The sequence below is a fragment of the Arthrobacter sp. NPDC056691 genome (assembly GCF_042791415.1).
GTDB lineage: Bacteria > Actinomycetota > Actinomycetes > Actinomycetales > Micrococcaceae > Arthrobacter.
In genome coordinates this window covers 326,848-352,240 of record NZ_JBHTXX010000002.1, presented here as the reverse complement: position 1 = coordinate 352,240, position 25,393 = coordinate 326,848, and the positions used below count along the sequence as shown (strand labels likewise).

The window sequence follows — 25,393 nt, the reverse complement described above, 5'->3', positions numbered from 1 at the left end:
GACGGCGTCGGCTCGCTTATTTCTGCAAAGAAGGGGCCCGCTTCCTTTCGGAAGCGGGCCCGTTCTGTCCTGACACTAAAGTGTCAGGTTGGGATTTAAGAGCTTCTTGAGTTGGTGTCAGCGAAAGGGGAATCGGACCCTATTCTGACGTCGTTTTGCGCCGACGCCTGACGTCAGGTTGGGGTGTACTTCGACCTGTGAATTCGCTCAGCCGCAAGGACTCCCGGCAGATCGGTGATGGCAATGTTCTGTCCGGACTGAAGGACCGGCAGCGCACAGCAAATTTCCTCTGCTACAGCCTTGGTTCAGTTCTCGCAGAAATTCCGCAGTGTGGGCGTGTCGGGGGTCAGGGGTGCTGTGGGGACGCAAAAGGTGTCAGCGGGGGAGGAGACTGGAGAATTCGTGGTTTTGGAAGACCAGGGGGTCTGTAAGGATGCCGGTGGTGAGGCCCAGGACTCGGGCCAGGATGAAGGCGTGGTCCCCGATGGGCGTAACGTTCTCGATTTGGCATTCCATGGCTGCGACGGCGCCTGCGACCAGTGGGGCACCGTATGCTCCTTGGGTCCAGAAACTGTCGTCGAAGCGGTCGGCTTCTTTTTTACCGAGCTTGCGGCAGAAGCCGGCCTGACCGGAGGCCAGTGTGCTGATGCCGAGCACGGTGGCTTTGTTTAGCTGTGGCCAGCTGGAGGACTCGTGGCCGACGAAGAAGCCGACCAGGCACGGGTCCAGGGAGATGAAGACGAAAGATCCGACGATTATGGCGGCGCGTTCACCGGTGAGTTCAGGCTGTCCGGCGACGACGGTGACGCTGGTGGGCACCATGGACATGACGTCCCGCACGTGGGTGGGGTCGAGGGTTCCGGGCCGTTCGGTAACGATAGTCATGGCTGGCCCCTTCGGTTACCGGTGTTGCTGGATGTAGTAGAGCTGGTCGGCTTCGACCCACACTTCGTATCCGTCGAGTTTGTCTATGAGGATGCGTGAGTCGACGCCTTCCGGTGCGAGCCACAGCATTCGGGAGTCCGGGGTGGCATCTTCGATGCGTGCGGTTCTGACGTATGCGCCGTTGTGGCGGATTTCCACTGTTGCTGTTGTGGGGAGATGGAACCAGTCATCGACCCGGTAGGACTGTGCCGGCTGGGGGGTGAAGGTTCTGTGTTCGATCGGGAAGGATCCGGCGGCTGCATGGGCTGTTAGTGCGTTCATCACGGTTCCTTAGGTGGTGGTGGCAGGGTTTGGGTTCAGGTACCACCGAAACCGGGGAGCGGGTCGGTGGCACCTGAGAGGGGTTGGCCGGTCGGGGCCTTGCTGTGGGTTTAGGCGACGGCTTGTGTGTCGGCGGCAGGGGCAGGTGTCGGGTCTTTTTTACCGGTGGCGAAGAGCCCTGCTGTGTATTCGGATAGCCAGCCAAGGCAGGCTCCGGCGATTAGGGCAAGGGAGGTGCCGGCCGCGTCGAAGCTGGTGCCGAAGTAGGCGGCGCATCCGGCAAACGCTCCGGGGATGAAGCCCAGGACGCTCCAGCGGGCTTGGACGCACATGGCGAAGGCTGCGATGGCGACGGAGATGCCGAGCGCCCCGGGGACGGGGAGGTTCGGCGCTGCCCAGAGGATGATGGCGCCCCACAGGACTCCGGAGAGGTTGGCGGGGATCGTTTTGAGGAGTCCGGCGCGTTTGCCGCCGGCGGCGAAGAAGCATGCCCAGGAGAGGAATCCGACCCAGGTGATGAGGCCCAGGGGTGTGCTGAATTGGGTCCAGAGGCCGGCGAGGATGCCGGCGGTGATTCCGATGATGACGAGGGGCTTCATTGGTGGTTCCTTAGGGTCAAAATGGCGTCGTTGTCTTTTTGAAAAGGAAAGCTAAGGGAGTGTGCACGCTTCGCTGGCGTGCACAGAACGCGGAGCAGTGTCAGCTCGTTCGGGTGCTGGTGAATCAGGCGGTATGGCCCCGGCCGGCAACCGGGGCCATACTGCATGGGCCGTTTGTTAGAGGTGGGTCAGGGCGAGGTCGGCGGGGTCGGCGCTTTCGGGGGTGGCCGGGGTGTGTTCGGCCGGTTCGCGGTGGAATTCGCCGTTTTTCATCACTGCGGTGATTTTGGTGATGTCCTGCAGGATGGTGATGTCTTCGAGCGGGTTGCCGTCGACGAGGATCATGTCGGCGTAGAAGCCGGGCAGGACCTTGCCGAGTTCGTTGGGCTTTTGGAACAGTTCCCCGCCGAGGGCGGTGGCGGCGATGATGGCTTCCATTTCGGTGTAGCCGAAGAGCTTCACGAAGTGGTCCAGGTCGCGGGCGTAGGTGCCGCGTGGTGTCCAGGCGAAGCCGTAGTCTCCGCCGGGCAGCACGCGGATGCCGCGGCGGCGCATCTCCTGCATGGCCTTGACGGCGATGTCGAGTTCGCGGGCGTAGCCGGCCTGTTCGGCCGCTTCGTGGGAGTAGCCGAAGGCTTCGGCGTCGTTGAGGGTTGCGACCAGCCAGTTGATGGCAGGGGCGACGAAGACACGGTCCTTGGCGGCCTCGAGGAGGTCCATGCCTTCCTCATCGATGTAGGAGGCGTGGTAGATCATGTCGACGCCGGTTTTCAGGGAGATGAGGACGGAGTCGCGGCTGCGGGCGTGGGTGCAAACGCGCACGTGCCGGCGGTGTGCTTCATCGACGGCGACCTGGAGTTCTTCTTCGGTGATGTAGGTGTCGGTGGCTGCCTTGGAGCCGGTGATTTCCTCGCCGGAGATGCTGAGTTTGATCTGGTCCACGCCCAGTCCGATGGTTTCCCGGACCACTTTGCGCATTTCCTCGACGCCGTCGGCGATCTGGGTGATGCCGGGTACGAGGTCCCCTGCGGTGGTGGCGATTTCCTGGCCGTTGGCCAGGTAGCGGGGGCCGGGGACCCGGCCGGCGTTGATGGCGTTGCGTACGACGACGTCCAGGCGCTTCTTGGCGCTGGCCGCGCCGAAGCACATGGTGTAGCCGTAGTCGATGTAGTACTTGGCTGACTCGACGGTGTGCAGCAGGTGTTCCTCGACGTTCATCGTTTCCAGGCTGTTGAGGTCGCCGTCGTTCCAGGTGAAGTGGGTGTGTGCGTCGCACAGGCCTGACATCAGGGTCTGGCCGCGGCCGTCGATGACCCGGGAGCCCTCCCGGGGCAGGTTGCCGGTGCCGGCACGGACGTCGGTGATGCGCTCATCGACGACGAGCACTTCGCCGAGGAAGGGCTGGGCGCCGGTGCTGTCCAGGATGTTGACGTTGGTGAAGAGGGTTTTCGACATGACTTCGTTGTCCTTATCTTGGGTTGGAACGGTGGAGGTGTTGTCAGGGGGCTTTGCGGATCTGCATGGTGATGGTCTGCTGGCGGCGTGACTGGCAGCCGGGGCTGGCGCTGCTGCAGGCGCACGTCTTCTTCGTGTCCGGCTTGAGCGTGGAGCGTGTGAGGAAGTCCAGGACGGCGGCGGTGACGAAGTCCGGCGCTTCCGGTACGGTCCAGTGGCCGGTACCCGGGGCGACCAGGAGTTCGGCCTGGCTCAGCTCCGCTGCGATGGCCTCGTTCGATTCCGGGGTGCTGACTTTGTCTTCGCTGCCGGTCAGCAGCAGCACCTTGGACTGGATCCTGGCCAGGTCCGGGTTGGTTGCTGAGGCCAGGGCTTCGCAGGCCTGAGCGTAGGCTTCCGGGTCCTGGCCCAGGAGCAGTTCACGGACGAAGGGGCGCACCAGCGGGTTCCCGATCGCTGCATGATCGGCCGTGGCGGCGGTCGCGACGGTGTCGGCCACCGCGGCCATTCCTTTCTCGCAGACGAGGGCCGCCCGTGCCCGGGTGGCTTCCTTGGCCGCCTGGGCCTGTTCCCGGACCGGGCCCAGCAGGACGACTTCCCGGACCAGGTCAGGACGGGTTGAGGCCAACTGCTGGACGATGAGGGTTCCCATCGAGTGGGCAACAAGGTGGGCGCGGCCTGTCGTGGTCTGGGATTCGATCACCACGGCCAGTTCAGCGGCCAGGGATTCCAGGCTCACTTCCCCGTCCCGGGGCGAGCGGCCGTGTCCGGCGAAGTCGTAGCGGGTGACCCGGAACCGTTCGGCAAGTGAAGCGACGAGGGGTTCGTAGAAGCTGGTGGTGCCGCCCAGTCCGTGGACCAGGACAACATCCTCGCCGGTGCCCGTGGTTTCGACGAAAAGGTGTTTCGTTCCGACGGCTGTCAGTCCTGCAGGGATGGTCGCGGTGCTCATCGGCCTTCTCCGATCCGGTTCCGCAGGGTGCCGAGCTTGCTGATGCTGATCTCGACGACGTCTCCGCTGGCCAGGAACCGCGGCGGGGTGAAGCCGATGCCGACACCGACCGGGGTGCCGGTCGCGACGATGTCCCCGGGCTGGAGCGTGATGCCGGCGCTGATCGTTTCGATGATCGTGGGGATATCGAAGATCAGGTCCGCGGTCGTTGCCTTCTGCCGGGTTTCCCCGTTGACGGTGCAGAGCAGGTCCAGCGGACCGTCACCGACCTCATCGCGCGTGACCGCCCACGGACCCATCGGGCAGTGGGTGTCCAGGCTCTTGCCCAGGAACCACTGCTTGTGGTCTTTCTGCAGGTCCCTGGCGGTAACGTCGTTGATGATCGTGTAGCCCCAGACGTGGTCCAGTGCCTCGGCCTTGCTGATGCCCCGGCCGCCCGTGCCGATAATGACACCGAGTTCGGCTTCGTAGTCGAGTTCGGAAGTGACCCCGGTGTGCGGATCGACGTCCGCGTCGGTGCCGATGACCGTGGAGGGGGCTTTGGTGAACACTACGGGGTATTCCGGCTGCGCGGTCGCGCTGGCCGTGGCGTCGTAGCCGGAGTTGGCGAACTCCTTGGCGTGTTCGACGTAGTTGCGGCCCACGCAGAAGATGTTCCGGCGGGGGAGCGGAACCGGGGCGAGCAGCTCAACGTCGGCGACGGCAATTGCTTCCCCGGTCAAGGCCCCGAGCTGGGCAGCGGCCCCGTCCCAGTTGTCGATGAGCGAGAGCAGGTCCTGCCCGCCCGGCACGGCGGTCACCGTCGAGGCGTCATTGTTCAGAACGCCGGTCTGCTGGGTGCCCTGGTGGCGGAAGGTAACGAGTTTCAAGGTGTTTCTCCTTCGAATCGATTATCGATAATTGATGAAACGACTCTACGTGACCGTGACTGGCATCACAAGTGATTATCGATAATTTCCTTTGGAGGGGCCCGGTCCTTCCCGGGAGAAGGAAGGCTTTAGTCTTGGGGAAGGATGGAGTACTCGTGCTGGTGTTCGATGACGAGCTTGGTGCACAGACCCGGTGTGCCGCTCTCGAAGGCTTCCAGGATCGGGACGTGGGCTTCGGCTGCTTCATGCAGGTTGACGTGGCCGCGCACGACGGTGGCCATGGTGCGTGCCTCGACGTACAGGGAATCCCAGATCTCGAGCATGAGCCGGTTCCCGGTCGCAACCACAACAGCGCGGTGGAATTGCGTACTGTATTTGGCGATGCCATGGGCATCGTTCGTCGCCGCGGCCTCACGCATGCCCGCTAACGCATCGCGCAGCGGCGTGGGGTCAGCATGCAGCGCCGGATACGCAGCCGCCGCGGCGGTTCCCTCCAGCGCGAGGCGGACAAAGTAGACCTCGGCGAGGTCATCCTGGGTGGCGGAGCGCACGAAGGTTCCGCGGCGGGGGATGTTTTCGACCAGCCGGGTGGAGGACAGCTCACGCAGGGCTTCGCGGACCGGTGCCTGGCTGACGCCGAATTCTTTGGCGAGCTGGAGCTCCACGAGGCGCATGCCGGGAGGGTAGGTGCCGTCAACGACCCGGTCCACGATGGTGCGCTTGACCCTTTCCGAGAGGCTCTCGTTCTCAAATGTTGCTGATACCGCCATCTCCCCAGTCTTTCATGATGCTCTCGTGGCGCCCGCACCATCTGGCTGTTTCGGGGCATGTTCTCGATCTCGCGCTGCGGGCTTCGAGTCCCTGAAGGCGAGACTGGGGACAATGGCCAGGGCTGCCAGGAACGCGTGAGGAAAATGGCGCCGGCATATCCGGAACCGGGGGCATTGGCGCCGCCCCAGGCAGTGAGGGCAGCAGCAGCAGCGGTGGTAACGCCGACCCGGCCATGCCGATCTGCCGGGCCATGTTCACGATCGTCGAACCGTCGGCCAGCTCTGGACCGTGCAATCCGGAGACCGTAGCCGTCTGCAGCGGGACGATGGTTGTGCCGAAACCGGCGCCTGTGACCAGGGTCGCCGCCCCCGTCAGCCAGCCCGGCGTGGCGTGGCCCGTCAGCGCCAGTGCCCCCACTCCCGCCGTCATGAGGCTCAGCCCTGCAACCAGCGGCTTGCGAGGGCCCGTGCGCGGGGTAAATCGGGTGGTGACCGGCGTGGCCAGCAGGATGCCGACGGCGTGCAGAGATGTCATGAGTCCGCTGTCCAGCGGGGACATCCCCCTTGGCCCTGCAGAATCAACGGGAGCAGGAACAGCAGCGCACCATAGGACAGGGTCAGGAGGAAGGCGAGGTTACTGCTCCAGATCTCCCGCTTGGCGAGCAGCCGGACATTGAGCAAGGGATCTGCGCGGCGGAGCTGCCGCACGGCGAACACGGCCAAGAGCAGCACTGCGGCGGCGATGGCGGCCAGGGGCAAGGCAGCGGGGGATCCGTTCTCGGCTCCGCTAAGACCCAGCACCAAAAGCACAAGGCCTGCCGCGACAAGCAAAATCGCAGCCCGGGAAGCAGTTCCAACTCGCCGTCAATCGGAACGAAGTGCATCCCGGGTTCAGGGATTCTGGTTGGCGCGCAGGGCAACTTGATTCCGCCTCGTTAGGGTGGGAAAACGACAGTAAAGAAAGGCCCTTACACCCCTCTCCCGCGGGAGTTTCGTAACGCCGATAATGGTGATTCCGTCAGCCTGATTGGCGTTGGCTGTGGCCTCCGGCAAATGTGCCACAGCCTGTGGCACATTTGCCTCTCTGTAGGGTTGAGGCATGGTGACTTCAGAAATCGATCTGCCAGCAGACTACGCAGACCTACTGGAGGAGCTGAAGACCCGGATCTCGAGTGCCAGGATCCACGCCCAGAGGACCGTCAACACGCTGGTCATCCAGCTCTATTGGTCGCTTGGCAGGGACATCATCGTCCGGCAGGAAAGCCAAGGCTGGGGGAGTGGCGTCATCCGGCGGTTGGCAGCTGATCTGGCGACCGCCTTTCCGGATATGAAGGGCCTGTCTTACCGAAGTCTGCAGTACATGACCGCGATGGTGCGGGCATGGGGTGAGGACGAAAATGTGCCATAGGCTGTGGCACATTTGCCGTGGGGCCACATCCGGATGATCCTGGACAAGGCAGCCAACTCGGAAGAGCGGGACTGGTATGCGGCCGCGGCCGTCCAGTATGGCTGGTCCCGGAACGTGTTGCTGAACATGATGATGAACCGGTCCATGGAACGCACCGGTACAGCGCCATCCAACTTCACCCGGCACCTGGCGGCCGCCGATTCTGAGCTTGCCCAGCAGATGGCGAAGGACCCTTACAACTTCGAATTCCTCGGCCTCTCCGGCGAAGTCGCAGAACGCGACCTGGAGAACGCACTGACAAGTCGGATCACCGAAACCCTGCAGGAGCTGGGACCGGGCTTTTCCTTTGTCGGCCGTCAGGTTCATTTCGACGTCGATGGCGATGACTACTACGTCGACCTGCTCTTCTTCCACATCGAGCAGCTCCGGTTTAACTGCACTAAGACATTGCAGCTTGCAAAGCACAAGCTGGGCTGGGCAGCCTAGGTTGCGCCCCGCTCTCGGAGGGACTGGAAGCAAGCTTAGGGGATCCCAGACCACCCCTCTGTTGGCGAGATCCAAGGTAACAGGCACCGAGTAGCCCCAGCTCCTCAGCCTGAGGATATGAGCGCCGTACGCCCGGCGCATAGCTCCCTTATCGGACACTTTTCCAGAGCGGAGGCCTGTAGTCCGGCCTGTTGGCATCGCTCTGCATAACGGCAGGGCGACCTGCGCTGGCTCAAGTCCGATCCCTACGCACAGAGATGTTGACCGATATGTTCCTCGAGGCTCCGGACGTACGCAGGGAAGTCCGTTATGAATACCAGCTCCTCTGGCATCCCAGAATGGTCGGGGCTCCACATGGTGGCGGCAGGTGATTCGGATTGCATGCTGACTGCCGCCTTGGCGAGCTCAAGGGCGTCCGAATCCCGCTGCAAGAGGTGTAGGGCGAGTACTTGATTCGCCAAACGAATCAGATCATCGCCGATGCTGAACATGGCAGCCTTAGATAAGGATGCAAATGCGGCAGACGGATCAAACGCCAACTGGCAGAAACCGAGATTGTTCCACACCATGGCGTCGGCTGGCCTCAACTGGCTGAGTCCGGCGAATATATCTGCTGCCTTGCGAGCATCGCCCTGGCGTAGATGTCCGAGGGCCTCCGAGACGAATTCGTGGGCATCGAACCCTGCCGTCTGCGTAAACGAGCGGGACTCATTCAGTGCGTCGAGGCAGGCTGAGGTCAGTCGGTCCTGATGGACCGTACGCAAGGACAGCACATGGCGCGGAATCCCGTGGTCTTCTTCACGAGCGACCCACGCCCACTCGGACAGCAGACTGGAAAAGGCTCCAAGTATCGAGGTCCGTCTCGGTAAGCCGCGTCCAGAGCCATAGCCCTGCCTCATCCACATAGTCTTGGGCAGGAAGGCTCGAGAACACGTGCTCGTCTGGTACCTGGTTATCCAGCCGGCTGAGGCTGCCTTCCTGCAGAACCCGCCCGAACCACTGGCTGAGGCGCGGAACAAAAGTCGGGCCGAAGATGTATGCCAACACGGGGTCCTGCATGAGGCGTTCAATGACATCCCTGCTGTCATCCAAGTCCCGAAGCCAATTTGGCAGGTTGACCCGGGTGCCTCGGATTCGCTCGGCTCGCCTCCGTGACATGTCAACGTTGCCGTGCTCGCCCATGACCTCACGGTCGGATGCTACCCGGGTTGCGAACTTTTCCCATTCGTCCTGGACAGGGACTGAATGCGGCGGAGGAGCGGCGAGCAATCCCAAGTCACGGAGCCTTCCTGCCGCGGATCTAGACGCCGCAGCTAAGGCGAGGACCCAATTCAGGCCGCCAGCGGCTGCCCGGTCAACCGGGAACCCCCGGCCGGACAGCTCTTGCCAGATCGCCGTGGCGTCGTCTTCGTCCGGATCCCTTGGGTCTCCGAGCACCGCATTGGTGCAGGCTGTACGCAGCCTCAGCAGAAGCGTGCTTGCAGCTTGCTTGCCCGCATGCTGATGTCTGTCCGAAAGGAAATGCCTTCTGGCATCGAAATCTTCGACTCCAGCAACCACTTCACGGGGAAGCACCCGCCCCGTCATCCTTAGACCACCAATGTTCTCGGTGACCACTGGTCGCTGCGTGAAGCCCAATTCTTCGGCGATCTGCCGACATTGCTCACCGCACGTCGGACCGTCTTCGGTCGCCCTGTAGAAGGGACAATTGGGCGTTAGGCTCGGCCGGGTGCAGGAGTCGCCATACGCCACTAATGCGTTTAGCAGCAGCCGTTCGCGTAATTCTGAGTCAACCATTCCCCCGCCCTTACGTAGATTAGCTAACCTAGCCTATGCCAAACTGCGCGAGTGAGGCCTCAATCATTAGGGGTGTGGCGTGATCGCCAGAACAGTGATAACGCCGTCATCAGGCCCGTAATGCCAGAAGATCCGCCACGCCGAGGGAGTGTTGTTTTCTACGTATGAGTCCCACACGGCCTCGCCGTTCACTCCTGACAAGGACGTGTATTTGTGTGAGCTCAAGCCGGGATGCTTTGGATCCTGCTGCAGGCGCCCCAAAGCTCGTCGGACCTTCTTCAGCTTCTTCTCCTGATGGCCGTCGCCCCCGAGCGCTTCCAAGGCGCCGACGGCCTCAGGGGTGAAGACGAGGCTGAACGGCATCAGTCGTCGTCCTCGTCTCCGTCGAGGAACTGTGTGAAGTCACCGAGCGACTTGGCCTGCCCTGCTGCGGATTCGAGCAGCCCGCGGCTGAGGGCTTCCCGTATCTGGACATCCTCCCAGACCAAAAGCTCGCGCTTGGGTATTGATACCAGCGGCGTCAACAGGATGGCGCCTTCGTCGTTGACGGCGATGGCGTAGCGGTCATCGCGCCGCACACCGGCCTTTCCCACTGAGATCCGGGAGCGTTCGTCTGCGCTGACTTCTCCCACTGGCGTGAACTTTGTGCTTTCCATTTAATGCTCCTAGGTGGTAGCTACCATAAGCGTACAACGCAGATGGGGCATCGCCCATATTCCCACTTGGGGTAATTAATCTATCCCCTCGCGCGTCACCTGTCGAGTCCATGCTTTGAAGGAGCCGGGGGATATGGCGATAAGTGACATTGTTTTGTTGGCCGTTCCCCTGACTTGGCTCACGGCTCGTGGCTTCGTGGGCGGCCAACGCGCTGACCTGCGGTGATGTCGGCAGAATGGTGCTTTTTCACGCACTAACGGGTTTTGTTCTAGTGTCACCGGTGTGGCGTTCATCAGGAGGGTGCGGACGGCCTCGGGAGCGACGGCAGTGCAGATCGCCGAGTATGTGCGCGGCCGTCAGCGGATCGTGGAGCACGTTGGCTCGGCGTATACGGAGGCCGAACTCGGCATACTGCTGGAGCGCGCCCGTGAGCTGCTGGACAATCCCGTCCAGGGCGTCCTCGATCTCGGTATCGAACCCACCCCTGCGGTGAAAGGCCTGATTGCGCCTCCCGGACCGGGCTTGTTCGAGCCGGCGGGCGCGGTGGCGCCAGCCGGTCGTGACGGTCCGGGACGCGTGGTGGGAACGGACTCGCGGATCCTGTTCGATGCGTTGGCGGCCGTGTTCACCGCGCTGGGGTTCGATGGCCTCGATGATGAGGTGTTCCGGGACCTGGTGATCGCCCGGGTTGTCGAGCCGACATCGCTGCTGGATGCCGGCAGGGTCCTGCGGGACCTGGGCCAATCCCCGGCCAGTTACGCGACGATGAAGCGCACTCTCGGCCGGGCGGCTTCGGGCAAGTACCGGGACCGGGTCGCGACCTGGTGCTTCCGGCACGCCAGCACCAGCGGGGACATTTCCCTGGTGCTCTACGACGTCACCACGCTCTACTTCGAGGCCGAGAAGGAAGATGAGCTGCGCAAGGTCGGCTACTCCAAAGAACGCCGCGTCGATCCGCAGATCGTTGTCGGCCTGCTCGTGGACCGCGGCGGGTTCCCGCTGGAGATCGGTTGCTTCGAAGGGAACAAGGCCGAGACCGCGACCATGATCCCGATCATCAAGCAGTTCCAAGCCCGCCACCACCTCGCCGACATGGTCGTCGTCGCCGACGCCGGCATGCTCTCCGCGGGCAACCTTCGGGAACTGGACGAGGCGAACCTGCGGTTCATCGTCGGCTCCCGGATGACGAAGGCCCCGACCGACCTCGCCTCGCACTTCCGCTGGCACGGAGACGCCTTCAGCGACGGGCAGCTGATCGACACCATCACCCCCAGAACCGGCCACACGAAAGAGAACAACCCCGACCTGCGCGCCGAACCCGTCTGGGACCCGGCTACGCATTCCGGTTCGTGGCGGGCGGTATGGGCCTACTCCCGCAAGAGAGCGGTCCGCGACGCCACCACGCTCACGGCTCAGGAGAACCGGGCCCGCGAGGTCATCGAGGGACAGAAAGCTGCCCGTACCCCCCGCTTCGTCAAGACCGCCGGCGGCAAACGCAGCCTCGACGAGGCCTCACTGACACGAGCCCGGCAACTGGCCGGCCTCAAAGGCTACGTCACGAACATCCCCGCAACGGCCATGGCCGCATTGGAAGTCATCGGCTCCTACCACGACCTCTGGCACGTCGAGCAGTCCTTCCGGATGAGCAAGACAGACCTGCGCGCCAGGCCCATGTTTCACCGCACCCGCGATGCCATCGAGGCACACCTGACGATCGTGTTCACCGCACTGGCAGTCTCGAGAACCGTCCAGAACAGGACGGGGTTGGCGGTCGCCAACGTCGTCAAACAGCTCCGGCCCCTGCGCTCAGCGACCATCGCCATCAACGGCACCAAACAGAGATTCGAGCCCGACATTTCCACCGAACAGCAAGCCATCCGCGACGCGATCATCGGACCAAAAGTCACGCACTAAGGAAATGAGCCAAGTCAGGTTTGAAGGAGCCGGGGGATATGGCGATAAGTGACATTGTTTTGTTGGCCGTTCCGGGTGCCGCGATCGTCCGGTTGGGTACAGAAGTGCACATGCGACGTAAGGAGATGAACTGGTCCCTCAGCGAGGCGTATTCACATTGGACTGGTAGAAAACGACCCGGGATGCACTGACGGTCGCTTGATCATTGCTCCGCAGACTTGCTGACCGGCGACGGTCATCTGCTGGTCAATTCCTCGCCCGCTTGGAGACGCTCAGGCATTCTCGGTTTAGACCGCCGACAGCGCCCCGATCAGCATCGGTGGATCAAGGCTAAGGCGGGATTGAGCCCGACGGTACGCCTTCCGGCAGCCGTCTTGGTCGGCCCGACGTAGTAGTGCGATTGGCCATCCCGTTTCCATGCCTTATTGATTCTTGCCGTCGGTGGTCGCGATACCAGGTCGATGTCGGCGACCCTGATGGCAGTAGCTTCGCCGAAAAGGGCACCCGTCATCACCAGGAATTTCACAAACGTTCGGTAGTGCTCGTCCAAGCCGTTTAGAAGCAGGCTGAACTCGGAATGAGTGAGGAATACTGTGTCGTCATCGGTCCGCTCAACGGTTGGTAGGGCGATGCCGTGGCATGGATTACGCGAGACGTACTGCAGCAGCTCAGCGGTCCTCATCGCCGACGAAAGCAGTCCGTGCATGTTGTGAATGCTCTTGGGCGCGATACCTTGGACGAGCAGACCCTTGACCCACTGCATGAGTTCGCGATACCCGAGCGCGTCAACCGGGATGTGGCCGATCGTGTTCCGGATGTGCAGGTCGAGGATCCCTTGATACGTTCTGACGGTCCCGGGGGAAGGCCGGACCAGCAAGTCAATATGTTCCTGAACCATCTGCGCGATAGTGGGGACACCCGCCTTCCCAATCTCGGCAGCGCCGGGAGCCCGCTCGTGCATCCGGCCGTTATCGTTGAGGTATTGCACTAAGCTCTGGGCTTCCTGCTCTGACCGCAGGGTCACGCGACGCTGATGGCGGGTCCCTAGGTCCCGCCATCGCACCGAGTAAGCAGTGCTTCCATCCCAACGGGCGCGGGCGTCAATCTTGGCCACGACGACAGGCTACGCCCGGACGGACCCGTCGTCACCAGAGGAGCTGACTACTATATGGCATGCCCCCGAAGCATCTTGACCCAGACGATGACCCGAACCAGACGCGGCATCATTCCGACCAAGAACAACGTAATGGTGGAGATTGCCGCGCCAGTGTTCGGAAGTTATCTCACCGTCAAGTGATCGACGAAGGGCTCGAATACGTCCTACATCACGACGCTGAATTGCTACTTCGTCTGGCGGACGCCTGACGCATCGCTGCTGCTGCAAGGACGCCCGCCGCCGTTAGTTTCTCCCTGAGACCCCGGAGAAACGGCCGGCCCTGCCATCCCCCGAGGACCGGCCCGCTGGCAACTAAGGATGAGCAAGCGATGAGAATCCTGATGCCGTTTAGCCTCACGACGCTGAAGCTTTTCTTCTCTCTCAGGACTAGCAGCTGGAAACCGATCCGCATTTCAGGGTCGTCCCTGTTCTGCCCTTAGATGGTCCAACCAATCAAAAACGCGTTGAGCAATTTCGGGAGCACTGAGTCGCAGAGGGTTGACCGCGCTCGGGATGCCTTCGTGAACGAGTGAGTTCCTGTTAGCCGACAGCGCCTGGACGTGTTGCCATAGATCTGGTTCAGCCCGACGAAGCGTCATGCCGCGGACGACGTTTAGGACGTCATTGAGGAAGTAATGCAGCGTTGATCCTTTGCGCAGGAGGAGGTGAAGAATTGCTGCGGTTTCTTCTGTGGCCATGTCGCGAAGATGTTCCTGCGCTTTGATTTCACAAGCGATGGCAGCAAGGATGACGCCACGCTGTCGATCTGGCCGGTCTGTGCCATCGGTCAGGTGCCAGGCATCTGCCAGAAGCGCCTGGGACGGAGGAACCGATTGCCCGCTCTCGACGCCAGTCATCACGGCTTCTAATTGCGAAGGGCCGATCCTCCTTCTAGAGGATACGAAGGTCTGGCTGACGGTGGGTCCGATGCCAGCAATGTCTGCACCGGAATCGGCGTAGTAGATGCCGCCTCGGCCATACTGCACTGGAATGTCAGCCGTCAGCCCTAACCACGGTTGTCGACTTAGCGCCCGAACCCATTCGAGAAAACTGTGCATAGCGGCCTCCGCCTGGCTTCGGCCATGCTCATAGGCCATCTGCATCGCCGTCCCATAGTCACCTTCGAACGGATTTTCGGGACGTTCGACCGGGAGATCGGCATCGAATACGACGGTTACACGAACCAGCCGAACAGCAACAGTGTGACTGTCCCAATCCGGTTCCTCGTAAACGTTGTGCATATGGACGAAGGAAGGAATTGGTATAAGCCCCGATTCCCAAGGACGGGCTGTAAATTCTTCCGGCGAAGCAGGAAGCTTGATCTCCATGCTTTCACCATCGTTCTCAACTCGGCGGCTCCAGCCCAACAATCCTGGATCCAGCCAGAGGTCGTTTATGGCATATCGAATCCTGACTTCGAGTTTGGTCATGATTGATTCAATCAGGAATCTTTCTTGCCTCCGCAATAATCCCCCAGCAGAGCATCAGGGCTGCTCGGCTCGCGCCCAAGCAAGCTATCGACGGCTATATTCGCTGCCATAGCGTCGCCTTAGACTAGTCCGTCGCAACCGAACGGCGCTCCGCTGAGCTTGTGCACAGGGCGAACGCCGATGGTAGGGGATCGCGTTTCACCTCTAGGCTGTGACTGTGTCTACTAATGATTTTGTGGCGCTTCTCGGCGCCGGAGCGTCTCGTGGGGCCGGCATTCCGCTGGCAAGCGAACTGACCAGGTGTGCTCTGGAGGCGCTGGATCAACAACCCGGCCTCGTGTCCAATGACTATCACATAGCTAACGCCCTAAATTTCGTAGTGGCCGCCATCCAGTTGCATGACTCACGGAACGGGCTTCCAGTCTCCCAGCTGGTGGGGATTGAAAGACTTGTGAGTGCGGTAGAACTCCTTAAGGACCGGCGTTCGCTCGAGGTGGCGCCCTTCGTTCGTGAGTGGGACCCCTCCGTCGAGACTTTTGATACGCGTCGGCAGACCTCGTCGAGGTCCAATCGCTACCGCGATGTTGAGCGAGGCATTCTGCAACTGATCGAACCAGACTCCACGAGGTTTCGAGTACCGAGATTTGGAACTAGATCAGGAGTACTTGAACGTCCTTTTGAGAGCTTGCTAGCCGATGTCCTTCATCGGGGGAGCCAGGATGTGTTTCGAAGCCTTTACCACTGGCTGAGGATGCGAGTCGTTGAGGACGTTAGAGTCAAGTCAGAAGCAGACGTCGATTACCTTCTGCCGCTCCTTCGTGCTGCCAGAGGCGGTGCAGGCGTAATAGGCACGCTCAACTACGACTTGACAGTGGAAACTTGTGCCCGAAGAAACAACATTTCATTGAACCGATTTGTTGACGCTTGGGAAGAGACTGGTGCTCTGAGCGAAGCGCCGGATTGCATCCCCTTCCTGAAACTTCATGGTTCAGTTGATTGGGTCAGCACAGATCCCGACAGCCTTCGTGTAAAGGGCGAGGGTGAGGACTCGGATATTCAGGGCACACCGGCACTTGTGTACGGTCAAAGAGAAAAACTGCGTAGCGACGGTCCCTTCCTTCAACTAATTGAAAGATGGAGATCCGAGTTGGCAAAGACCCAGCATCTCATCGTCGCGGGATATAGCTTCGGCGACGAACATGTGAATGCACTTATCCGCCGCTGGCTCAAGACGAAGCATGATGGCGTACTCATCGTGGTAGACCCCGGATATCCAAACCTCATCGAGGCCCAAAGGAGAGTCAACAATCCACGCCTAGAGCTCTGGCGGGACTACGGTAAAGACGCGAAACGCTGGAACTCCGAAACGAACGTCTCGGAAAATCTGCCTCAGCGAATGTTCGTCCGGCGCGAGGGGCTAGAGGACGCGCTTCGCAGTTGGGAGTCTTCTGGTTTAGATGCTCTGGCTTCTGATATGAACCTGCAAGAACTTAAGCAGCAGACGGGAACGATAAGCTCCCGCGTGCCTTAGTGCGGTTAACGGGCTACGTGGTCATCGAATTCAAAACCGGTAAGTTCCAGCCCGAATACGTCGGCAAGCTCAACTTCCACGTCGCCCTGGTCGATGACATGCTCCGCCGCGACTACCACAACGAAACCGTCGGGATTCTTATCTGCGGCACGAAGAACGACCGCAGCGTCCGCTACAGCCTGGGCCGATCGACCTCACCCATGGCCGTGGCGGCCTACACCTACGACAAGCTCCCCGCAGCAGAGCAACAAGTCCTTCCCAACGAAGGGCACCTTGTCGCAGCCCTCGAGTGGGCCGAATCGGACACCGAGTAAACGGGCTAAGGGGAAGCCTCAGGAGAGCTTGGTCTGGCGCAGGTACTGGTACACCGTCTCCCGGCTGATGCCATACTCGCCGGCCAGGACAGTTTTCGGAATTCCATTGGCTGCCCGCTGGACCAGCTCCGCAGCCCGGTCCGCAGAGAGCGTCTTCTTCCGCCCCTTGTAAGCGCCGCGCTGCTTGGCCAGAGTGATGCCTTCCCGCTGGCGTTCCCTTATCAGGGAGCGTTCGAATTCAGCGAAGGCTCCCATGACCGAGAGCATGAGGTTGGCCATGGGGGAGTCCTCGCCCGTAAAGAGCAGGTGCTCCTTAACGAACTCCACACGCACCCCCTTGCGGGTCAGGCGCTGTACTAGGGCGCGGAGGTCATCGAGGTTGCGGGCGAGCCGGTCCATGCTGTGCACCACGACCGTGTCCCCGTCACGGGCGAAGCCCAGCAGTTCTGCCAGTTGTGGCCTGGCCGTGTCCCTGCCGGACGCCTTGTCCGTGAAAACCCTGTCCAGAACCAAACCGTCGAGCTGACGCTTCTCGTTCTGATCCAGCGTGCTCACCCGCACGTACCCAATTCGCTGACCAGCCACCGCCGCCTCCAACCGTCTTACGTGTGGGATTGAGTTCTAAGGCCTCCTTAGACGAACGTCAAGAGGCAGGCGCCGTGGTGTCAGGTTGGGGTGTGCGTCAGCCTGACACCGGTCGCAGTGCTGTCGCGCAAGCCGGGGGACGATATACCGGGGTCCTGACAACGCTGTGTCGAAATCCATTGGCCAAATGGGGTCGGAAGCGGCCCTTGCCAGGACGATCACGGAAGACGGAAGCCGAACTTCCAAGAGGCCCTACCGCTTCGGTACATCCACCAAGGTAAAGTTAGCAGCAAGGTAAGTCTGGTGATTTACCGAATAAGTACATTCGTGCTGCAACGATGCGCATCCGGTGTATCCGCACGAGAGATCCAATTTTGAAACTAGGTTAACGTGAATGTCACCAGCGCGGCTCGTTCCGGCGACGAGGACCAGGTCACGACGGTCCTTGCTGAAATCGTGTCCCTGATTCATCAAAGAGGGTACGTGCCGGGCGACCGGGTGCCGTCCGAACGGGAACTTACAGATCGGTTCAAAGTGGGGCGGGCTGTGGTTCGCGAAGCGATGACAATTCTCGAATCGATGCGCTATGTCGAACGCCGACGTGGTTCCGGTGTCTTCCTGTGCAAGGATGGCGAGGCGACGAGCCTGGAGACTCTCGTGCTCTTCTCCCGCGTGGGCCTTCCCTTGGGTAGGAAAGTGCATGAAGATTCCGTTGAAGTACGAAAGATTGTCGAAGTGCAGGCCATACAGCTGGCTTGCGCCCGGCGGACCGACAGCAATCTCAAGAACCTAGAGTCAATCTTGCGGTCCTTTGAGAATTCGCCCGATTTTGGCACGAAGGCCCCGCAATACGACTACGAGTTTCATCTGGAGATTCTCAGATCAACGGGCAACGACGTTCTAGTTCGTCTGCTGACGCCCTTCTACATCATGTCCGAACAGAGGCGCCGGGAGTTCTTCTCCGACCCGGCCCGGTGCGTCGTTTCGCACGATCAGCATGTAAAGATGGCCCAAGCTATCAAGGATCGGGATCCGGCCACAGCGGCGGTTCTCATGGAGGCACACATCGGGCGGGTTGATGCTTACTTCAACGCCGAAGAGCCTACGAGCTCTCCGGAGCCAACCAACAACGTGCGACTGGAAATCTGAGGGGCCGTTGGCGTCATCGGTCCAGGTCTCCCGCCGGATTTGCCTGCTCAGGGACCGACCGAGGCGCAGGCAAGTCGTCTGACCACCCATGCGTGGGTCGGTCCAGAGCCAGGTTTCTTCAATGCCATGCTGAGATCACAGAACCGGAGCGCGACGCTGGAGATCACGTGGGGCGATCCACACTTCATATCCCTCATCCTTTAGGTACAGCTTCCGGCCGAGGCGCCATGAATCGCCTGCGAGCCAAAGCATGGACGAGTCGGGACTTACAGCGTCCACCGTGCCCACGCGCACACGGACACCCTCCAATCGGATCTCCACTTCTTCACCGAGCAGGGCGTGCCAGTGGTCATATAGGTATCTTCTGCGTACGTGTCCGTGGGCTGTCACTGCAGACACCTCACTGACACCGGTGTTTGTGCTGGTGCCTGCCAACACTCTGTGGTTGATGAGGGAAGACTTAGGCAGCATCGTCGCTTGAGATTGTCGCTACGAGCTTCTTTCTCGTCAGTTGGGAACGGTTGTGCTCTGACATGATCCGGCCGTGGCTCATCACGACCACACGATCACAGAGGGCGAGAAGTTCGTCGAGGTCGTCGGAGACGACCACGAGCGCCGTTCCGGCCGCGGCTGAATCCTTGAGCAGCCGATGGATCTGGGCCTTGGTCCCTACGTCCACTCCGGCAGTGGGCTGGTCGGCAATGATCACTGCCGGCTTGGCGAGTAGCGCGCGGGCCAAGAGCAATTTTTGTTGGTTGCCTCCACTGAACCACTGGCCGGCAAGGCTCGGACTTTCGGGCCTGATTTCGAGATCGGTGAACATTTTGTTGGAATCTCTCATGAGCGATCGCCGGTTGATGATCCCAAGTTTCGAATAGCCGCGATCCAGTGCCATGCCGATCATGTTGGACCGTGCCGTTGCTATTCCTACGATGCCCTCAGTCTTTCGGCTCTCCGGAATGAGCACTATTCCATTCTGGAGGGCACCACGCGGTGTCTTGATACGTGCGGGCCGGCCGCCGAGAAGAATTCGTCCGGCGGTATTCGGTTCTGCACCAGCCATAGTTTTTGCGAGTCTGGTCCGGCCAGAGCCAACCAGACCGGCGATGCCGACAACCTCGCCGGCATGAACTCTCAAGTTGATGCCTGAGATGCGGGGGCCGGCGACGTCTTCAAGTTCCAGGACAGTGTCAGTCGAGACAGCTCGGTCTGTCCGCGCTTCGTCCAGTTCTTCGTGTGCAAGTTCTGCGTTGAGCATTGCCCTTGTCATCGACGACAGGGTGAACTCTGCAACCGGACCGCTGTCCACAACCTTTCCGTTGCGCAGGACGGTTACTGATGAACATACGTCGAAGATTTCCTCCAGGAAGTGCGAGATGTAGATGATCGTGATGCCGCCGTTTGCCAGTTCAATCATCAGGTCACGAAGGTCGGTTCGCTCCGGGCCGGAGAGCCTCGCTGTCGGCTCGTCCATCACAAGTACGCGGACATTCCTGGAGAGGGCTTTGGCGATCTCCACCCGTTGCTGCATGCCGGTACTGAGGTCACCGGCCAGTGCCTCCAGCGGCAGGACGCTGAGCATCGGCGTCCGGGAGATCACGTCTGCTGCTGCTGCGGTTGTCTTCCCCCTGCTGTACAGTTTCCCGGGTTCCATGCCCAAGAGGATGTTTTCGGCAACGGTGAGCGAGGGGATGAGGCTTAGCTCCTGGTAGATCGTGCCCACTCCGTTGCGGAGGGCCTCGCGTGGTGAGGCCATTTTCCGTTCATCACCGTCGATGAGAATCCGGCCTTCATGTTCGGGGTAGATGCCGCCCAGAATTTTGGTGAGGGTACTTTTGCCAGCACCGTTCTGCCCCACCAGAGCGTGTATTTCGCCCGGGGCGAGTGACAGGTTCACTCCGTGCAGGACCGTTGTGTCGCCGAATTTCTGGGAGATGTCAACCATTTGGACACGTGGTGACGTGCCGTGGGTGGAAGTGTGCCGCGTGGTCATTTTTGTATCCCGTCTTCGTGGGGCGGACGACGGACCGTCCGCCCCACTTTGGATTTCTGGTTACCAGTTCCAGCTGGTCTTGTACTCGCCGACATTGTCTTTGGTGACCAAAGGCATCTCGACGAAGTCAGTGGGCTGCTTGACCTTGTCCTTCTGTCCCTGGACCCAGTTGCAGAGGGCGTCGACGCCGGCGGCACCTTGCTGGGCTCCGTCCTGAAGGACCGTGCCGTAGACGGTTCCGGCGGTGATGGCATCGCGCACTTGGACCGGGTAGTCGCCGGCAATGAACTTCACGTCAGTTCGTCCGATGCTCTTGGCATAGTCTGCACCGACGTAGATCTGGGGGCCCTCGGCGATAATGGCGTCGAGTTGTCCCTTCGGATAGCGGTTAAGAAGGTCTTGGACAGCGGCCAGGTTCTTGTCGTTGCTCCAGCTATCGGAAACGGTGGCGACGACGTCGACCTTGCCGGACGCCTTGAGTGCGTCGGTTGCTCCCTGGGTCCTCTGTACCTCTACGGGGTTACCGACGACGCCCTGAATGATGGCAACCTTCCCGCCGTTGGGCAGGGCCTTCATTGCGAGCTCCGCCAGGCCCTTGCCGTAGTTGGTCTGGTCAACGCCGACGTAGCTGACCACGTTCGCTCCGTCGCCCACGCCCGAGTTCACAGCCACGACGGGAATGCCGGCAGCGTTGGCCTGCTGGACAGCCGGTACAACGCCGTCCGCTTCGACGGACTGGAGCAGGATCCCGTCCACCTTGTTGGCGATGGCCTGCTGAATTTGGGAGATCTGGGTGGCAGTGTCCAGATTGGCGTCCTGGACCTTTACAGTGGCCCCGATCTCCTTTCCGCGTGCCTCGCCGCCCTCAGCCATGGTCGAAATCCATGGGTTGGAGATGTTATTGATGAGGTAGGCGACGTTCTTGCAGGATCCTGAGCCTGTCGCCGCCGTTCCTGTGGCCGAACCGGGGGCCGAACTGCTGCATCCGGCAACAGCCAGCAGACCCAGCGCGAGGATTGCGGCGGAAACCTGCTGGGTCGTGGCCCGCGGTCGGTTTAGCTGTTTCTTTGGACACTCCATCGTGTTCACCTTTTCTGATAGTTCGCGGTGTTGTGAATTGTTGGTTGGCGCTATGCCGGTTCTAGGAGCGTTGCCGTTTGGTTCCGAGCCTGTCTGCTACGACGGCAACGAGGATGATCGTTCCTGTGACTGCCGGCTGCCAGTAGGGGGAGATTCCGAGCTGGTTGAGGCCGTTGCTGACTACGCCAAGAAGGAGTGCCGCGGCAATGACATTGCCCACCCGACCGACTCCGCCGGAGAGGGATGTCCCGCCGATGACGCAGATCGCGATGGCGCTCAGTGGCCATGCCTCGGCGCCCGTTGGTTGACCGATGGCCGACTGGCCGAAGAGGAGGATTCCGCCGAGGCCAACAGAGAAGCCTCCGAAGACGAAGGCGGCGAACTTAACCGCAGACACTGGCACGCCGGAGAGGTAGCTTGCGTGCGCGTTAGCGCCGGCACTGTGGATCCAGTGTCCCCATTTGGTGCGGGTCAGGATAAGCCAGGTCACGGTTGCGAAAATGAGGAAGGCCATGAACAGCAACGGGATACCCGCCACACTGCCGTAAGCGAAGACCTGAAGCTCCGGGGACCGGCCCACGACAGATTTTCCTCCAGTGGCAACGAGGATGACCCCTGTCACAATGCTGGCGAGGGCGAAGGTGGCGATGAAGGAATTGATACCAACCTTGGCGATGAAGAATCCATTGACCGCGCCGAGGATCACCCCCAACGCCAGGCCGGCGGCCAGGGCAGCGGGGAGCCCAAGCGTTGTCGAGACGAAGGCCGTCAAAACTGCCACGGCGCTGCCGACGGCACCGACTGAAAGGTCGAAACCTCCGCTGATCATCATCACGAGCATTCCCATCGCAACGATACCGATGATGCCGTTTTGCATGAGGATGTTCTGAAGGTTGGCGATATTTCGGAAGGGCTCGCTGACGACTGCGAGGACCGCGACCAGAACGATCAGCGCGATCCACAGGCTGTGCCGGGCCAGGAGGGTTCGGACCCGGTGCTTGGCTGAGACTACCGGATTCGTCCGAGCTTCTACTTGAGCGTGCTGCTGCACGGCTTGTGTAACCAACGCGCTGCTCACTTGTACTCCCTTGGTTATTCGGGGATCGCGGGTGTCGCTGTTCAGATCAGACATCGGCCCATTGCCCTGTACTCGCGGACGTCTGGATGGCATCGGCCACCAACTCGACCTTGTAGCCGTCTTCGAAGCTCGGGGCTGCCTGGCGGCCTTCGGTTACGGCTTTGATGAACTCGTAGCATTCGATGGTTTTGACGTCCAGGTAGCCTGTGCCCATTCCCGCAATCGGCCAGAATTTGTCACCGTATGGTTGGAAAGGCCCGGCCTGAACGGTTCGGAATCCCTGGACGTCGTCGCGGTCGTTGGCGAACATGACTTGCAGCTCACCGAGCCGTTCGTAGTCGAAGACGATGGTTCCGTCTGCGCCTTGTATCTCGAATCCCAGGTAGTTGTGCCGTCCCCGGGCGTTCCGGGTCGCCTCCAGCGTCCCGATCGCTCCGCTGGAGAACCGCAGGAGGCTGTAGACCGCGTCATCCACGTCGACCGGAACCTTGGCACCGCTTCCAGAACGGTCCCCTGAGGCAAGTTGATCGAATGCACTGGAACTGGCGGGACGTTCGGTGACGTGGGTGGCAAGGACCGAGCTGACGGCTTCAATATCGCCAAGCAGGTATCTCGCCGTGTCCACTACATGCGTTCCGATATCACCCAGAGCCCCCGAACCGGCCGTCGCCTTGGAGAAACGCCAGGAGGATGGGGTGTTCGGGTCGGCGGACCAGTCCTGCATGTAGTGGCCACGAAACGACAGCACTTTGCCGATACGCCCGGCGTCGAGGAGTTTTTTTGCCATCCGGATGGCGGGTGTATAGCGGTAGTTGAAGCCAACAGCATGAGTCACGCCGGCCGCAGTGACGGCTTCCAGCATCGTCTTTGCCTCGCTCGCATTACGCGCCAGAGGTTTCTCGCAAATGATGTGCTTTCCGGCCCAGGCCGCCTCAGCCGCGATCTCTGCATGGCTATCGTTCGGCGTACAGATATCGACAATGTCGATGTCGGGCCGATTGACCACCTCCCGCCAGTCGGTGCTCGACTCTTCGAAACCAAGCCGCTCCGCCGCGGCTTTTGCAAGCTCAGGGCTCACATCGACAACGACCTTGCGTACCGGGATTGCCGGCGCCGGATAGAAGTGGACGGGCATATTCGCGTAAGCCAGAGCATGGGCCTTACCCATGAATCCTGAACCAATCATCGCGACATTGAGATGCTTCATGCTTCGCTGACTCTCCGTTGAGTTCGTGGTCGCCGGGCGGCCTACCAGTCAATAGCACCATAGTGGTATGGCCACTTTGGTATGTCAACCATCTCTTCTTGATCGGTTCCGCGACTCGCGCCCGCAGGCGAAGGGCGTTGGTGAGGGCGTGAACAAGGTGGCAGGCGAGTGCCGAAAATATGATTGACATCACGATCTGGTGTGCCTAATCTGGCATTACCACTTTGGTCCACCAAGTGTCGTGTCGACCAAAAAGTTCCCTTTCGAAGGCCCCGCCGAAGAAGCGTGCCGAGGAGATTTTCAATGATGAAGAACGTAGGACCCACGACGTACCCCGAGATTTTCCTGGCAGTAGGCGGTCGTGAGATACCGCCGTCTGACCGGGAGGTGTCGGACGTGGTTAATCCAGCCGACGGTGCGGTCGTTGGGTTCGTTCCACAGGCCACTGACGCTGACCTGGACGCGGCACTCGCCGCCACCGGCCCGGCATATGAGGAATGGAAGCAGGTGTCTGCCTTCGACCGGTCAACCATCGTCCGGCGCGCTGGCGCCATCCTGCGGGAAAGGTCAGAGCGGATCGCCACCACAATGGTTCTCGAGAACGGAAAGACCTTCCGCGAGGCGCTGGGCGAGGTAATGGTTTCAGCTGACCTGCTCGACTGGCTTGCCGACGAGTGCCGGCGGTCGTACGGCCGGGTCATTCCGAGCCGCTTCCCCCACGGACGTGTGCTGGTGGTCCAGGAACCTGTCGGCCCGGTGGCCGCCTTTTCCCCATGGAACGCTCCGGCCCTGACCCTGATGAGAAAGGTCGGTCCGGCAGTAGCCGCAGGATGCTCGGTTATCGCAAAGGCCTCCGAGGAGACCCCCGGAACAGCATATGAAATCTACCTGGCCTTCCGCGATGCTGGCCTGCCTGACGGGGTCTTCCAGCTCGTTTTCGGAAACTCCACTCAAATCTCCGAACACCTGCTGGCTTCGAAGGTCATCCGCAAACTGACCTTCACCGGCTCCGTCCGGGTCGGTGTCCACCTCACCCAGCTTGCTGCTCAAACGATGAAGCGCGTCACCATGGAGCTAGGCGGACACGCACCGGTGATCGTTTGTGAGGACGCAGACATCGACCTCGCCGTCCAGGAAATGGCCGGTTTCAAGTTCCGCCAGACCGGGCAAATTTGCGCGGCGCCATCCCGGTTCTTCATCCATGAATCCCGCTATGACGAGTTTGTGGAGAAATTCGTGGCCAAAGCACAGCAGGTAGTCGTGGGGAATGGTCTTGATGACGAAACCACCATGGGACCCCTTGCCAACGAACGCCGGCTCCAGGCAATGCTGGACTTCGTGGCCGATGCCAAGTCCCGCGGAGGGAAGATAGTCCTCGGAGGCAACCAGATCGGCGACAAGGGATTCTTCTTCGAACCCACTGTCATCACGGATGTCGATGACGACTTTGAGGTGATGCGCTCGGAAATCTTCGGGCCCATCGCCCCGATCGCACGGTTCTCCGATCTCGACGACGTCATCCGCCGCGCCAATTCCTCCGACCTCGGGCTGACAGCCTTCACCTTCACGGAAAACGAACGAACGGCACGGATCCTCAGCGACCGCATCGAGGCCGGACTCGTCACGGTCAACACCGGCGGGACATCGTTGCCCGAAACCCCCTTCGGCGGCGTGAAGCAAAGCGGCTATGGACACGAAGGAGGGGCCGAAGGCCTCGAAGCCTACATGACCAAGAAACTCATCAACCAGCTCTAACC

General features: G+C 61.0%; 26 protein-coding genes and 1 pseudogene. 7 read left to right on the top strand and 20 right to left on the bottom strand.

The window, feature by feature from the left end; all coding sequences use genetic code 11:
- Positions 1 to 375: 375 nt before the first annotated feature.
- The 9 genes from ACFRAU_RS03580 to ACFRAU_RS03540 form a co-directional block, all read right to left on the bottom strand.
- Positions 376 to 885 (bottom strand): flavin reductase family protein, encoded by a 510-nt coding sequence (locus ACFRAU_RS03580; protein ID WP_377998829.1) that lies wholly within the window; start codon positions 883 to 885, stop codon positions 376 to 378.
- A gap of 15 nt (positions 886 to 900) precedes the next feature.
- The gene (locus ACFRAU_RS03575; RefSeq protein ID WP_377998828.1) at positions 901 to 1,206 is read right to left on the bottom strand and encodes a hypothetical protein; all 306 of its coding nucleotides are present in this window, start codon (positions 1,204 to 1,206) and stop codon (positions 901 to 903) included.
- A 110-nt stretch (positions 1,207 to 1,316) separates the two neighbouring features.
- Positions 1,317 to 1,805 (bottom strand): DUF1097 domain-containing protein, encoded by a 489-nt coding sequence (locus tag ACFRAU_RS03570; RefSeq protein WP_377998827.1) that lies wholly within the window; start codon positions 1,803 to 1,805, stop codon positions 1,317 to 1,319.
- Between the two features lie 177 nt (positions 1,806 to 1,982).
- Entirely contained in the window at positions 1,983 to 3,260 is a 1,278-nt protein-coding gene (locus tag ACFRAU_RS03565) for an amidohydrolase family protein (RefSeq protein ID WP_377998826.1), read from the bottom strand.
- Between the two features lie 43 nt (positions 3,261 to 3,303).
- The gene (locus ACFRAU_RS03560) at positions 3,304 to 4,212 is read right to left on the bottom strand and encodes an alpha/beta fold hydrolase (RefSeq protein WP_377998825.1); all 909 of its coding nucleotides are present in this window, start codon (positions 4,210 to 4,212) and stop codon (positions 3,304 to 3,306) included.
- Positions 4,209 to 5,081, bottom strand: a complete 873-nt coding sequence (locus tag ACFRAU_RS03555; RefSeq protein WP_377998824.1) for a fumarylacetoacetate hydrolase family protein — start codon at positions 5,079 to 5,081, stop codon at positions 4,209 to 4,211. Before ACFRAU_RS03555 ends, ACFRAU_RS03560 begins: the two co-directional genes overlap by 4 nt.
- Positions 5,082 to 5,209: 128 nt before the next feature.
- Entirely contained in the window at positions 5,210 to 5,851 is a 642-nt protein-coding gene (locus ACFRAU_RS03550) for a GntR family transcriptional regulator (RefSeq protein ID WP_377998823.1), read from the bottom strand.
- Entirely contained in the window at positions 5,829 to 6,386 is a 558-nt protein-coding gene (locus ACFRAU_RS03545) for an MFS transporter (RefSeq protein WP_377998822.1), read from the bottom strand. Before ACFRAU_RS03545 ends, ACFRAU_RS03550 begins: the two co-directional genes overlap by 23 nt.
- Entirely contained in the window at positions 6,383 to 6,682 is a 300-nt protein-coding gene (locus ACFRAU_RS03540; protein WP_377998821.1) for a hypothetical protein, read from the bottom strand. The genes ACFRAU_RS03545 and ACFRAU_RS03540 overlap by 4 nt, the downstream gene beginning before the upstream one ends.
- Before the next feature lie 268 nt (positions 6,683 to 6,950).
- Between ACFRAU_RS03540 and ACFRAU_RS03535 the strand changes: the two are divergent.
- Together ACFRAU_RS03535 and ACFRAU_RS03530 are read left to right on the top strand one after the other, a co-directional pair.
- Positions 6,951 to 7,400, top strand: a pseudogene (locus tag ACFRAU_RS03535) (DUF1016 N-terminal domain-containing protein); the annotation flags it as partial.
- Positions 7,386 to 7,745, top strand: a complete 360-nt coding sequence (locus tag ACFRAU_RS03530; RefSeq protein WP_377998836.1) for a PDDEXK nuclease domain-containing protein — start codon at positions 7,386 to 7,388, stop codon at positions 7,743 to 7,745. The pseudogene ACFRAU_RS03535 and the gene ACFRAU_RS03530, both read left to right, overlap by 15 nt.
- Before the next feature lie 245 nt (positions 7,746 to 7,990).
- On the opposite strand, the gene ACFRAU_RS03525 is transcribed toward ACFRAU_RS03530, so the two are convergent.
- The 4 genes from ACFRAU_RS03525 to ACFRAU_RS03510 form a co-directional block, all read right to left on the bottom strand.
- Positions 7,991 to 8,509: a hypothetical protein gene (locus tag ACFRAU_RS03525; RefSeq protein WP_377998820.1), complete on the bottom strand. Its 519-nt coding sequence runs from the start codon at positions 8,507 to 8,509 to the stop codon at positions 7,991 to 7,993.
- Between the two features lie 34 nt (positions 8,510 to 8,543).
- Complete coding sequence (locus ACFRAU_RS03520; protein ID WP_377998819.1) at positions 8,544 to 9,542, bottom strand: hypothetical protein; 999 nt, start codon at positions 9,540 to 9,542, stop codon at positions 8,544 to 8,546.
- A 66-nt stretch (positions 9,543 to 9,608) separates the two neighbouring features.
- Positions 9,609 to 9,905 carry a hypothetical protein gene (locus ACFRAU_RS03515; RefSeq protein ID WP_377998818.1) on the bottom strand — a complete coding sequence of 99 codons (297 nt, stop codon included), beginning with the start codon at positions 9,903 to 9,905 and terminating at the stop codon, positions 9,609 to 9,611.
- Positions 9,905 to 10,198, bottom strand: coding sequence for a hypothetical protein (locus tag ACFRAU_RS03510; protein ID WP_377998817.1), 294 nt, complete (start codon positions 10,196 to 10,198; stop codon positions 9,905 to 9,907). The genes ACFRAU_RS03515 and ACFRAU_RS03510 overlap by 1 nt, the downstream gene beginning before the upstream one ends.
- Before the next feature lie 283 nt (positions 10,199 to 10,481).
- On the opposite strand from ACFRAU_RS03510, the gene ACFRAU_RS03505 reads away from it, so the two are divergent.
- Complete coding sequence (locus ACFRAU_RS03505) at positions 10,482 to 12,113, top strand: IS1634 family transposase (RefSeq protein WP_377998816.1); 1,632 nt, start codon at positions 10,482 to 10,484, stop codon at positions 12,111 to 12,113.
- A 310-nt stretch (positions 12,114 to 12,423) separates the two neighbouring features.
- Here ACFRAU_RS03505 and ACFRAU_RS03500 read toward each other — a convergent pair whose 3' ends face one another.
- Positions 12,424 to 13,227 carry a site-specific integrase gene (locus ACFRAU_RS03500; RefSeq protein ID WP_377998815.1) on the bottom strand — a complete coding sequence of 268 codons (804 nt, stop codon included), beginning with the start codon at positions 13,225 to 13,227 and terminating at the stop codon, positions 12,424 to 12,426.
- 455 nt (positions 13,228 to 13,682) lie between these two features.
- A complete protein-coding gene (locus ACFRAU_RS03495) occupies positions 13,683 to 14,699 on the bottom strand; it encodes a hypothetical protein (protein WP_377998814.1) in 1,017 nt (338 codons plus the stop codon).
- Positions 14,700 to 14,916: 217 nt separating this feature from the next.
- Between ACFRAU_RS03495 and ACFRAU_RS03490 the strand changes: the two genes are divergently transcribed.
- Together ACFRAU_RS03490 and ACFRAU_RS03485 are read left to right on the top strand one after the other, a co-directional pair.
- Positions 14,917 to 16,230, top strand: a complete 1,314-nt coding sequence (locus ACFRAU_RS03490) for an SIR2 family protein (protein ID WP_377998813.1) — start codon at positions 14,917 to 14,919, stop codon at positions 16,228 to 16,230.
- Positions 16,230 to 16,544, top strand: coding sequence for a PDDEXK nuclease domain-containing protein (locus ACFRAU_RS03485; protein ID WP_377998812.1), 315 nt, complete (start codon positions 16,230 to 16,232; stop codon positions 16,542 to 16,544). Before ACFRAU_RS03490 ends, ACFRAU_RS03485 begins: the two co-directional genes overlap by 1 nt.
- Positions 16,545 to 16,562: 18 nt before the next feature.
- Here the strand turns inward: ACFRAU_RS03485 and ACFRAU_RS03480 are convergent, their stop codons facing one another.
- On the bottom strand, positions 16,563 to 17,129 hold the full coding sequence (locus ACFRAU_RS03480; protein ID WP_377998811.1) for a recombinase family protein: 567 nt from the start codon (positions 17,127 to 17,129) through the stop codon (positions 16,563 to 16,565).
- A gap of 390 nt (positions 17,130 to 17,519) precedes the next feature.
- Between ACFRAU_RS03480 and ACFRAU_RS03475 the strand changes: the two genes are divergently transcribed.
- Entirely contained in the window at positions 17,520 to 18,278 is a 759-nt protein-coding gene (locus ACFRAU_RS03475; RefSeq protein ID WP_377998810.1) for a FadR/GntR family transcriptional regulator, read from the top strand.
- Between the two features lie 460 nt (positions 18,279 to 18,738).
- Here ACFRAU_RS03475 and ACFRAU_RS03470 read toward each other — a convergent pair whose 3' ends face one another.
- From ACFRAU_RS03470 to ACFRAU_RS03455, 4 genes are all read right to left on the bottom strand, one after another.
- Positions 18,739 to 20,223: a sugar ABC transporter ATP-binding protein gene (locus ACFRAU_RS03470; protein ID WP_377998809.1), complete on the bottom strand. Its 1,485-nt coding sequence runs from the start codon at positions 20,221 to 20,223 to the stop codon at positions 18,739 to 18,741.
- A gap of 108 nt (positions 20,224 to 20,331) precedes the next feature.
- Positions 20,332 to 21,351 carry a sugar ABC transporter substrate-binding protein gene (locus ACFRAU_RS03465; protein WP_377998808.1) on the bottom strand — a complete coding sequence of 340 codons (1,020 nt, stop codon included), beginning with the start codon at positions 21,349 to 21,351 and terminating at the stop codon, positions 20,332 to 20,334.
- 61 nt (positions 21,352 to 21,412) lie between these two features.
- The gene (locus ACFRAU_RS03460) at positions 21,413 to 22,429 is read right to left on the bottom strand and encodes an ABC transporter permease (RefSeq protein ID WP_377998807.1); all 1,017 of its coding nucleotides are present in this window, start codon (positions 22,427 to 22,429) and stop codon (positions 21,413 to 21,415) included.
- A gap of 46 nt (positions 22,430 to 22,475) precedes the next feature.
- Positions 22,476 to 23,636, bottom strand: a complete 1,161-nt coding sequence (locus ACFRAU_RS03455) for a Gfo/Idh/MocA family protein (protein WP_377998806.1) — start codon at positions 23,634 to 23,636, stop codon at positions 22,476 to 22,478.
- 303 nt (positions 23,637 to 23,939) lie between these two features.
- On the opposite strand from ACFRAU_RS03455, the gene ACFRAU_RS03450 reads away from it, so the two are divergent.
- Positions 23,940 to 25,391: an NAD-dependent succinate-semialdehyde dehydrogenase gene (locus tag ACFRAU_RS03450; protein ID WP_377998805.1), complete on the top strand. Its 1,452-nt coding sequence runs from the start codon at positions 23,940 to 23,942 to the stop codon at positions 25,389 to 25,391.
- Positions 25,392 to 25,393: the final 2 nt, after the last annotated feature.

Excerpts from the sequence above, each read along its gene's own strand:
- ACFRAU_RS03580 (WP_377998829.1), bottom strand. The coding sequence starts at position 885 with ATGACTATCGTTACCGAACGGCCCGGAACCCTCGACCCCACCCACGTG.
- ACFRAU_RS03575 (WP_377998828.1), bottom strand. The coding sequence starts at position 1,206 with ATGAACGCACTAACAGCCCATGCAGCCGCCGGATCCTTCCCGATCGAA.
- ACFRAU_RS03570 (WP_377998827.1), bottom strand. The coding sequence starts at position 1,805 with ATGAAGCCCCTCGTCATCATCGGAATCACCGCCGGCATCCTCGCCGGC.
- ACFRAU_RS03565 (WP_377998826.1), bottom strand. The coding sequence starts at position 3,260 with ATGTCGAAAACCCTCTTCACCAACGTCAACATCCTGGACAGCACCGGC.
- ACFRAU_RS03560 (WP_377998825.1), bottom strand. The coding sequence starts at position 4,212 with ATGAGCACCGCGACCATCCCTGCAGGACTGACAGCCGTCGGAACGAAA.
- ACFRAU_RS03550 (WP_377998823.1), bottom strand. The coding sequence starts at position 5,851 with ATGGCGGTATCAGCAACATTTGAGAACGAGAGCCTCTCGGAAAGGGTC.
- ACFRAU_RS03545 (WP_377998822.1), bottom strand. The coding sequence starts at position 6,386 with ATGACATCTCTGCACGCCGTCGGCATCCTGCTGGCCACGCCGGTCACC.
- ACFRAU_RS03530 (WP_377998836.1), top strand. The coding sequence starts at position 7,386 with ATGATGATGAACCGGTCCATGGAACGCACCGGTACAGCGCCATCCAAC.
- ACFRAU_RS03520 (WP_377998819.1), bottom strand. The coding sequence starts at position 9,542 with ATGGTTGACTCAGAATTACGCGAACGGCTGCTGCTAAACGCATTAGTG.
- ACFRAU_RS03515 (WP_377998818.1), bottom strand. The coding sequence starts at position 9,905 with ATGCCGTTCAGCCTCGTCTTCACCCCTGAGGCCGTCGGCGCCTTGGAA.
- ACFRAU_RS03510 (WP_377998817.1), bottom strand. The coding sequence starts at position 10,198 with ATGGAAAGCACAAAGTTCACGCCAGTGGGAGAAGTCAGCGCAGACGAA.
- ACFRAU_RS03495 (WP_377998814.1), bottom strand. The coding sequence starts at position 14,699 with ATGACCAAACTCGAAGTCAGGATTCGATATGCCATAAACGACCTCTGG.
- ACFRAU_RS03470 (WP_377998809.1), bottom strand. The coding sequence starts at position 20,223 with ATGGTTGACATCTCCCAGAAATTCGGCGACACAACGGTCCTGCACGGA.
- ACFRAU_RS03465 (WP_377998808.1), bottom strand. The coding sequence starts at position 21,351 with ATGGAGTGTCCAAAGAAACAGCTAAACCGACCGCGGGCCACGACCCAG.
- ACFRAU_RS03455 (WP_377998806.1), bottom strand. The coding sequence starts at position 23,636 with ATGAAGCATCTCAATGTCGCGATGATTGGTTCAGGATTCATGGGTAAG.
- ACFRAU_RS03450 (WP_377998805.1), top strand. The coding sequence starts at position 23,940 with ATGATGAAGAACGTAGGACCCACGACGTACCCCGAGATTTTCCTGGCA.